The sequence below is a fragment of the Azoarcus sp. L1K30 genome, assembly GCF_018122735.1.
In the GTDB taxonomy this organism is placed as follows: domain Bacteria; phylum Pseudomonadota; class Gammaproteobacteria; order Burkholderiales; family Rhodocyclaceae; genus Parazoarcus.
Genome location: NZ_JAGRRD010000001.1, coordinates 2,954,648 through 2,962,898, shown reverse-complemented (window position 1 = coordinate 2,962,898; position 8,251 = coordinate 2,954,648). Strand labels below are relative to the sequence as shown.

Here is an 8,251-nt window from a genome sequence, read left to right as displayed (position 1 = left end):
CCCATCCTGTCCTTCCCCTTGAAGGGGAAGGGACCTGCTAATGAGGTTCGGGTGGGCTCGTTTGACTCCGCCCCCTTGAAGGGGAAGGGACCGTCCAGCGACGGTATCCGCCACCGTGAGATCAGCGCCGCCAAGGGCGGCAAGGAGACAAAGAACATGGAACGCAAAGAATGGCCCCTGTGGGAAGTTTTCATCCGTAGCCGTAACGGCCTGGACCACAAGCATTGCGGCAGCGTGCATGCGCCGGACGCAAAGATGGCGCTGCAGATGGCGCGCGACGTCTATACCCGTCGCCTCGAAGGCGTGTCGATCTGGGTGGTGAAGGCGTCCGACATCGTCGCCTCCGATCCCGATGCCAAGCCCGAGCTGTTCGATCCGGCGGAAGACAAGATCTACCGTCATCCGACCTTCTATCAGCTGCCCGACGAAGTTAACCACATGTGAGGGTGGACAAGATGACGCAAACCACCACCCAGACCGTGTCCGCCCCGGCGGAACACATCGAATACGTGATGCGCCTCGGCGACAACGCCCTGATCCTCGGTCAGCGCCTGTCGGAGTGGTGCGGACACGCGCCGGTCATCGAAGAGGATCTGGCGCTGGCCAACATGGCGCTCGATCTGGTCGGTCAGGCCCGTCTGCTGCTGACCCATGCCGGCAAGCTCGAAGGCAAGGGCCGCGACGAAGACCAGCTCGCCTTCCTGCGTGTCGAGCGCGACTATCGCAACATCACGATGATGGAAGTGCCGAACGAGGACTTCGGTCGCACCACGGTGCGCAATGTTCTCTACAGCGCGTTTCAGATCCTGTTGTGGCAGCGCCTTGCCACCTCGTCCGATACCGAACTTGCGGCCATCGCCGCCAAGAGCCTGAAGGAAGCGCGTTATCACTTCAATCACTCGGCGGAGTGGGTGATCCGTCTTGGTGACGGCACCGAGGTGTCCCATGCGAAGACGCAGGCCGCGCTCGACTATCTGTGGCCCTATACCGCCGAGCTCTTCGCTGCCAACCCCACCGATGAAGCCGTTTCCGCGGCCGGCATCGGCCCAGCGTGGGGTGAGCTGGAGGCGGACTGGGAAGCCATGCTGCTGCCGGTGTTCGCCCAGGCCACGCTGGTCGTGCCGGCGCGCACGCCGTTCAAGACCTTCGGCAAGTTCGGCCGTCACTCCGAGCATATGGGGCATCTGCTGGCGACCATGCAGTACATGCAGCGCACCTACCCCGGCGCACAGTGGTGAGTCACGGCATGTTGACCGAAGCGCAAGCCTGGACACTGCTCGACGGTGTGCCTGATCCCGAGGTGCCGGCGGTGTCGGTCGTGGAGCTCGGCATCATCCGCGAACTGCACTGCGCGGACGACACGGTCACCGTGGTGGTGACGCCGACCTATTCCGGCTGTCCTGCCACCGAGGTCATCGGGCTTGCGATTCGCGACACGCTGCTCGAAGCCGGTGCGGGGCGGGTCGAGTTGCAGACCCGGCTCGATCCGGCCTGGACCAGCGACTGGATCGGTGAGGCGGCGCGCGAGAAGTTGCGTGCCTACGGCATTGTGCCGCCCTCCGGCAAAGCTGCGGTGGGTGGCGCACAGCCGATCCACTTCGTGAAGAAGACGCTGACCTGTCCGCGCTGCGGCTCGAACGATACCGAGCGCCTGTCCGAGTTCGGTTCGACCGCATGCAAGGCAACGTATCGCTGCAAGCACTGCCTCGAACCCTTCGAATATTTCAAACCGATCTGATTCGTCCGCAGAAAGACGGATACCGGAGACACACAATGACACCGAAATTTCACCCGCTCAAAATCGCCGAAGTGCGCCGCGAGACGCCCGAAGCCATCAGCCTGCGCTTCGAGGTGCCCGCCGAGCTGGCCGACGATTACCGCTTCGTGCAAGGCCAGCACCTGACGCTGAAGGCCAACGTTGGCGGCGAGGAATTGCGTCGCTCCTACTCGATCTGTGCCGGTGTCGATGATGGTGAGCTGCGCGTCGCGATCAAGAAGATCGGTGGCGGGCGCTTCTCCACCTGGGCCAATGCCAGCATCAAGGCCGGTGACGTAATCGAGGTCATGACGCCCGAGGGGCGCTTTCATACCGAACTCGATCCGGCGCACGCACGCCACTATGTCGCCTTCGCGGCGGGCAGCGGCATCACCCCGATCCTGTCGCTGATCAAGACCACGCTGCGCGCCGAGCCGGCCAGCCGCTTCACGCTGATCTACGGCAACCAGCGCCAGGGCAGCGTGATCTTCGCCGAGGTGCTGGAGGACCTGAAAGACCGTTACATGACGCGCTTCACGCTGTATCACGTGTTCTCGCGCGAAGAGCAGGACGTGGATCTGTTCAACGGCCGTCTCGATCGTGCACGGGTGGCCAGCTTCCTCGACACCCTGATTCCGGCCGACACCATCGATGCGGCCTTCATCTGCGGCCCTGGCGGCATGATCGACGAAGTCGAGGCCGGTCTGCTGGCCAGCGGCGTCGATGCGGAGCGTATTCATCTCGAACGTTTCGGCGTGCCCGACAGCGGCCCGGCCCATCACGTGGAAGCCGGCGATGCACCTCAGGCGCGGATCACCATCATCGCCGACGGCCTCAAGCGCGAGATGGATTTTCGCGCCGAGGACCCGTCCATCCTCGATGTCGCGCTGAGAGCGGGCATGGATCTGCCGTACTCGTGCAAGGGTGGGGTATGCTGCACCTGCCGCGCCAAGGTCATCGAGGGCAAGGTTCGCATGGACAAGAACTACACCCTCGAGCAACCCGACGTTGACGCCGGTTATGTGCTCACCTGCCAGTCCCATCCGCTGACCGAGCGGGTGGTCATCAGCTTCGACGATCGTTAGGCGGCGGTACCCCGAAACGCTGCGGGTGGGCAAGCTCATTCGCATCTGAACGGAACCACGACATGGCAAGGGGCAAATCTCCCACTTTCGAACTGCAACGCGACGCCATCCTGCGGGAGGCGGCGCGGCTGTTCGCGGACAAGGGCTTCCACAACGCGTCGATGGCCGAACTGGCCAAGGCCTGCGGGGTGTCCAAGCCCTTGCTCTACCACTACTACCGCGACAAGGAACACATCCTGTTCGACATCGCGGACAGCTACATGGACCAGTTGCTGGCGATCGTGGCCGGGGTGGAAGCGCAGGATCTGGCAGCCGAGCCTCAACTGGCGGCGCTGGTGGGGCGTTTCATGGAGGAATACGAGCATTCGCAAAGCCAGCACGTGGTGCTGGTGCAGGATGTCAAGTTTCTCCAGGCAGCACAGGCGGAATATGTGGTCGGCAAACAGCGCAAGGTGGTGGCGGCATTCGCACACGCCATCGAATGTGTCGAACCCGGCCTGAAGGCGCGCAATCTGGACAAGCCGGTGGCGATGATCCTGTTCGGCATGATCAACTGGACCTTCACCTGGTTGCGCGCGGACGGGCATTACACCTATGCAGACATGGCGCCGGTGGTGACGGCCATCCTGCTCAATGGCGTCAAGGGATTGCTGAAGACGGATCTGTCGCCCGCAACCGCGGCGACACACGAATAGACATCGGCTGCGCGAAGCCGCAGCGGCAATGAGAGGAGATACTCAGTGACAGAAGCCTTTATCTGCGACGGGATCCGCACCCCATTCGGGCGCTACGGCGGTGCCTTGTCGGGCGTACGCGCGGACGATCTGGCGGCGCTGCCGATCAAGGCGCTGATCAAACGCAATCCCGCGGTCGACTGGGCTGCGGTGGAGGACGTCTATTACGGCTGCGCAAACCAGGCGGGCGAGGACAATCGCGACGTCGCCCGCATGGCGGCGTTGCTCGCCGGCTTGCCCATCGATGTGCCGGGATCGACGATCAACCGGCTGTGTGGCTCGGGCATGGATGCGGTGGGCATCGTCGCGCGGGCGATCAAGGCCGGCGAGGCTGGCCTGATGATTGCCGGTGGTGTGGAGAGCATGAGCCGCGCGCCCTTCGTCATGGGCAAGGCCGATACCGCCTTCTCGCGCAGCGCGAAGATCGAGGACACCACCATCGGCTGGCGCTTCGTCAACCCGCTGATGAAGGCGCAATACGGTATCGACTCGATGCCGGAGACGGCCGAGAACGTCGCCGCCGACTTCGAGATCAGCCGTGCCGACCAGGACGCGTTCGCCGTGCGCAGCCAGCAGCGCTATGCGGCGGCAGCGGCACGCGGCTTCTTCGACGGCGAACTGTGCCGGGTCGAGATCCCGCGCAAGAAAGGGGAAGCGGTCGTCGTGGCCGCAGACGAACATCCGCGTGCGGATACCACGCTCGACACCCTGGCAAAGCTTCGCGGCGTGGTCCGTCCCGACGGCTCGGTGACGGCGGGCAATGCGTCGGGTGTCAATGACGGTGCGGTTGCGCTGCTCATCGCTTCGGGAGAAGCCGCGGCCAAGCATGGTCTCAAGCCGCGTGCGCGCATCGTGGCCATGGCCACGGCCGGTGTCGAACCCCGGGTCATGGGCATCGGTCCTGCGCCCGCGTCGCGCAAGGTGCTGGAAAAGGCAGGCCTGACGCTCGAGCAGATGGACGTCATCGAACTCAATGAGGCATTCGCGGCACAGGGCCTCGCGGTGATGCGCCAGCTCGGACTGCGCGACGACGATCCGCGGGTCAATCCCAATGGCGGCGCGATTGCGCTCGGTCACCCACTCGGTGCATCCGGGGCGCGACTGGTGCTGACGGCCCTGCGTCAGCTCGAGGTGACGGGTGGTCGCTACGGCCTGTGCACAATGTGTATCGGGGTCGGGCAGGGTATTGCGATGATCATCGAGCGCGTCTGATCTCGGTTGTCACAATTCGTTAGTTTTTAACAAATTAGGCATGTAATAATTTGCAGGAGGCTGTCGGGATACCTCGGTTCCGATTGCGCTTATAAACCATGAGGAGGAGACACCATGAAGCTGAAGAACACCCTGATGGCCGCCATCGGCCTTGCCTTTGTTGCCACCGCTGCGCAGGCTGAAATCAACGTCGGCGTGATCGTGTCGGCGACCGGACCCGCCGCTTCACTCGGCATTCCGGAAAAGAACACGCTGGCCCTGCTGCCGACCACGATCGGCGGCGAGAAGGTCAACTACATCGTGCTCGACGACGCCTCGGACACCACCACCGCGGTCAAGAACATCCGCAAGGTCATCTCCGAAGACAAGGTCGACGTAGTGATCGGTTCCACCATCAGCCCGAACTCGCTTGCGATGATCGACGTGGCCGCCGAGGCGCAGACGCCGATGATCTCGATGGCGGCCTCGGCCCGTATCGTCGATCCGGTCGACGACAAGCGGCGCTGGGTGTTCAAGACGCCGCAGAACGACGCCCAGATGTCGACGGCAATCGTCGAGCACATGACCAATAGCGGCGTGAAGACGGTCGGCTTCATCGGATTTGCCGACGCCTACGGCGAAGGCTGGTTCGAGCAGTTCAAATCCGTGGCCGAGGCGCGCAAACTGCAGATCGTGGCCAACGAGCGTTTCAACCGTAACGACACCTCGGTGACCGGTCAGGTACTGAAGGTCATGTCGGCGCGCCCGGATGCGGTGCTGATTGCCGGTTCCGGCACGCCGGCGGCATTGCCGCAGAAGACGCTCAAGGAGCGTGGTTATGCCGGTAAGCTGTACCAGACCCATGGTGTGGCCAACAACGACTTCCTGCGTGTGTGCGGCAAGGACTGTGAAGGCACCTTCCTGCCGGCCGGTCCGGTGCTCGTCGCCGCCCAGCTGCCCGACAGCAATCCGGTGAAGAAGGCCGCGATGGACTACATCACCAAGTACGAGGCGGCCCATGGCAAGGGGTCGGTGTCGACCTTCGGCGCCCACGCCTGGGATGCCGGTCAGCTGATGACTGCGGCGATCCCGGTCGCGCTGAAGAAAGCCAAGCCGGGCACGGCCGAGTTTCGCGCCGCGATGCGTGATGCGCTCGAAGGCATCAAGGAACTGCCGGGTGCGCATGGCATCTTCAACATGAGCCCGACCGACCACCTTGGTTTCGATCAGCGTTCGCGCGTCATGGTCGAGATCAAGAATGGCACCTGGAGGCTCGTGAAGTAAGTCGTGCGTGGCTGAACCGGCGCGGGTGCGTTCTGCACCCGCGCTGCATGTGAATAACGATCTAAGTCTGCGAGCTGCACCGAGCGCCCCAAGGCGGTCGGTGAGGCGGGGGTTCGTCATGGATTTTCAGATAGCGCTGTTGCTCGGACAGGACGGCATTACCAACGGAGCGATCTACGCCCTGCTGGCGCTGGCCCTGGTGCTGGTGTTCGCGGTGACGCGGGTGATCTTCATTCCCCAGGGCGAGTTCGTCGCCTATGGGGCGTTGACGCTGGCGATGCTTCAGGGCGGGGCGATCCCGGCCACGGTGTGGCTGCTGGTGATCATGGGTGCGCTGGCGGCGGTGATCGACGGCAGTGCAGCGCTGCGCGCGGGGCAGACGAAGAAGCTGACCGGGGTGCTGGGCTGGAACCTGGCCTATCCGCTCGCCCTGGCTGGCCTGCTCGCGGTGCTGCCGCTGAAGGATCTGCCGATGCTCGCGCAGGTGCTGCTGGCATTGGCGGTCGTGGTGCCAATGGGGCCGCTGATGTACCGCCTGGTGTTCCAGCCCATCGCTGCCGCACCGGTGTTGATCCTGCTGATCGTCTCGGTGGCGGTGCACGTTGCCATGGTCGGACTGGGGCTGCTGTTCTTCGGTGCCGAGGGCCAGCGTACGCCGCCTTTCAGCGATGCCCGCTTCGAGGTCGGTCCGCTGCTGGTATCGGGGCAGACGATCTGGGTCATCCTCGCCTCGATTGCACTGATCGTCGCACTCTACCTGTTCTTTGAGCGCACCATCTACGGCAAGGCCCTGCGTGCGACCGCGATCAACCGCGTCGGCGCGCAGCTGATGGGCATCTCGCCCTCGCTTGCAGGCAAGCTCACCTTCCTGCTCGCCGCGTTCATCGGCGCCTTGTCGGGCGTCCTGATCGCGCCGATCACCACCATCTATTACGACACGGGCTTCCTCATCGGTCTGAAGGGGTTCGTTGCTGCCATCATCGGAGGTCTCGGCAGCTATCCGATTGCGGCCGTCGGGGCGGTACTCGTCGGCCTGCTCGAAGCCTTCTCCTCCTTCTGGGCCAGTGCCTACAAGGAAGTCATCGTGTTCACCCTGATCATCCCCGTTCTCCTGTGGCGCTCGCTGACCAGCCACCATATGGAGGAGGAAGAATGAAATCCGCTGCTGCCGACAATGCATTCATGTCACCGCGCCTCGTGCTGGGCGTTTTCCTTGGTGTGCTGCTGATCGCGCCGCTGGTGCTGCCGCCGTTCTACGTCACGCTGCTCAACTAGTTCGGCGGTCTGGTGGCCAACAACAACATGAGCCTGGAGGTACGCGCGGGCGAGATCCTGGCGCTGATCGGCCCCAACGGTGCGGGCAAGAGCACGATGTTCAACCAGATCTCGGGCGTCGACACCCCGACCTCGGGCGAGGTGCTGTTCATGGGCAAGCCGGTGGCCGGGCACAACTCGCGCGAGATCGCGCAGATGGGCATGAGCCGCACCTTCCAGCATGTGAAGCTGCTGCCGACCATGACCGTGCTCGAGAACGTGGCCATCGGCGCCCACCTGCGCGGCGACAAGGGCGTGATCAGCTCGGCCTGGCGCATGGACCGCGACGAAGAGGCGCGCCTGCTGGCCGAGGCCGCACGCCAGATCGAACGCGTGGGGCTGGCCGAACACATGTTCGACGAGGCCGGCAGCCTCGCGCTGGGGCAGCAGCGCATCATGGAGATTGCGCGCGCGCTGTGCGCCGACCCCTGCCTGCTGCTGCTCGACGAACCGGCGGCCGGGTTGCGCTTCAAGGAGAAGCAGGCGCTGGCCGAGCTGCTCAAGAAGCTCAAGGCCGAGGGCATGGCCACGCTGCTGGTCGAGCACGACATGGACTTCGTCATGGGCCTGGTCGACCGGGTGGTGGTGATGGAGTTCGGCGAGAAGATCGCCGAAGGGCTGCCCGAAGACGTGCAGAAGAACCCGGCGGTGCTCGAAGCCTATCTGGGTGGGGTGGAGTGAGGAACATGGCGAACGAAACCAGGAACACCGTGCTGGAAATCAAGGATCTGTGCGTGTCCTACGGCAAGGTCGAGGCGCTCACCAACGCCAACCTCAGCGTGGGCGAAGGCCAGATCGTGACCGTGATCGGCCCCAACGGAGCGGGCAAGACAACGAAGCTCTCGGCCATCATGGGGGTGCTCGGCTCCAGGGGCCAGGTGGCTTTC

At 64.0% G+C, this 8,251-nt stretch carries 10 protein-coding genes and 1 pseudogene; all 11 read left to right on the top strand.

The genetic code is table 11. From position 1 onward, the window contains the following. Positions 1-156 precede the first annotated feature (156 nt). Positions 157-444: a 1,2-phenylacetyl-CoA epoxidase subunit PaaB gene (paaB, locus tag J5J83_RS13685; protein ID WP_108950244.1), complete on the top strand. Its 288-nt coding sequence runs from the start codon at positions 157-159 to the stop codon at positions 442-444. Positions 445-455: 11 nt separating this feature from the next. Further along, the gene (paaC, locus tag J5J83_RS13680) at positions 456-1,238 is read left to right on the top strand and encodes a 1,2-phenylacetyl-CoA epoxidase subunit PaaC (protein WP_212350006.1); all 783 of its coding nucleotides are present in this window, start codon (positions 456-458) and stop codon (positions 1,236-1,238) included. Between the two features lie 8 nt (positions 1,239-1,246). Continuing rightward, positions 1,247-1,738: a 1,2-phenylacetyl-CoA epoxidase subunit PaaD gene (gene paaD / locus J5J83_RS13675; protein ID WP_212350004.1), complete on the top strand. Its 492-nt coding sequence runs from the start codon at positions 1,247-1,249 to the stop codon at positions 1,736-1,738. 35 nt (positions 1,739-1,773) lie between these two features. Further along, positions 1,774-2,841, top strand: a complete 1,068-nt coding sequence (gene paaE, locus J5J83_RS13670) for a 1,2-phenylacetyl-CoA epoxidase subunit PaaE (protein WP_212350002.1) — start codon at positions 1,774-1,776, stop codon at positions 2,839-2,841. A gap of 62 nt (positions 2,842-2,903) precedes the next feature. Beyond that, positions 2,904-3,536 (top strand): TetR/AcrR family transcriptional regulator, encoded by a 633-nt coding sequence (locus J5J83_RS13665; protein ID WP_212350000.1) that lies wholly within the window; start codon positions 2,904-2,906, stop codon positions 3,534-3,536. A 45-nt stretch (positions 3,537-3,581) separates the two neighbouring features. Continuing rightward, positions 3,582-4,787, top strand: coding sequence for a 3-oxoadipyl-CoA thiolase (gene pcaF / locus J5J83_RS13660; protein WP_212349999.1), 1,206 nt, complete (start codon positions 3,582-3,584; stop codon positions 4,785-4,787). A gap of 114 nt (positions 4,788-4,901) precedes the next feature. Continuing rightward, positions 4,902-6,050, top strand: a complete 1,149-nt coding sequence (locus tag J5J83_RS13655; protein ID WP_212349997.1) for an ABC transporter substrate-binding protein — start codon at positions 4,902-4,904, stop codon at positions 6,048-6,050. A 118-nt stretch (positions 6,051-6,168) separates the two neighbouring features. Then, entirely contained in the window at positions 6,169-7,206 is a 1,038-nt protein-coding gene (locus tag J5J83_RS13650) for a branched-chain amino acid ABC transporter permease (RefSeq protein ID WP_212349995.1), read from the top strand. After that, positions 7,203-7,325: a hypothetical protein gene (locus J5J83_RS23150; RefSeq protein ID WP_282959130.1), complete on the top strand. Its 123-nt coding sequence runs from the start codon at positions 7,203-7,205 to the stop codon at positions 7,323-7,325. The genes J5J83_RS13650 and J5J83_RS23150 overlap by 4 nt, the downstream gene beginning before the upstream one ends. Next, a pseudogene (locus J5J83_RS13645) lies at positions 7,326-8,045 on the top strand (ABC transporter ATP-binding protein); the annotation flags it as partial. A gap of 5 nt (positions 8,046-8,050) precedes the next feature. Then, positions 8,051-8,251, top strand: a 201-nt coding sequence (locus J5J83_RS13640; RefSeq protein WP_212349993.1) for an ATP-binding cassette domain-containing protein, incomplete at its 3' end; no start/stop codon positions are given.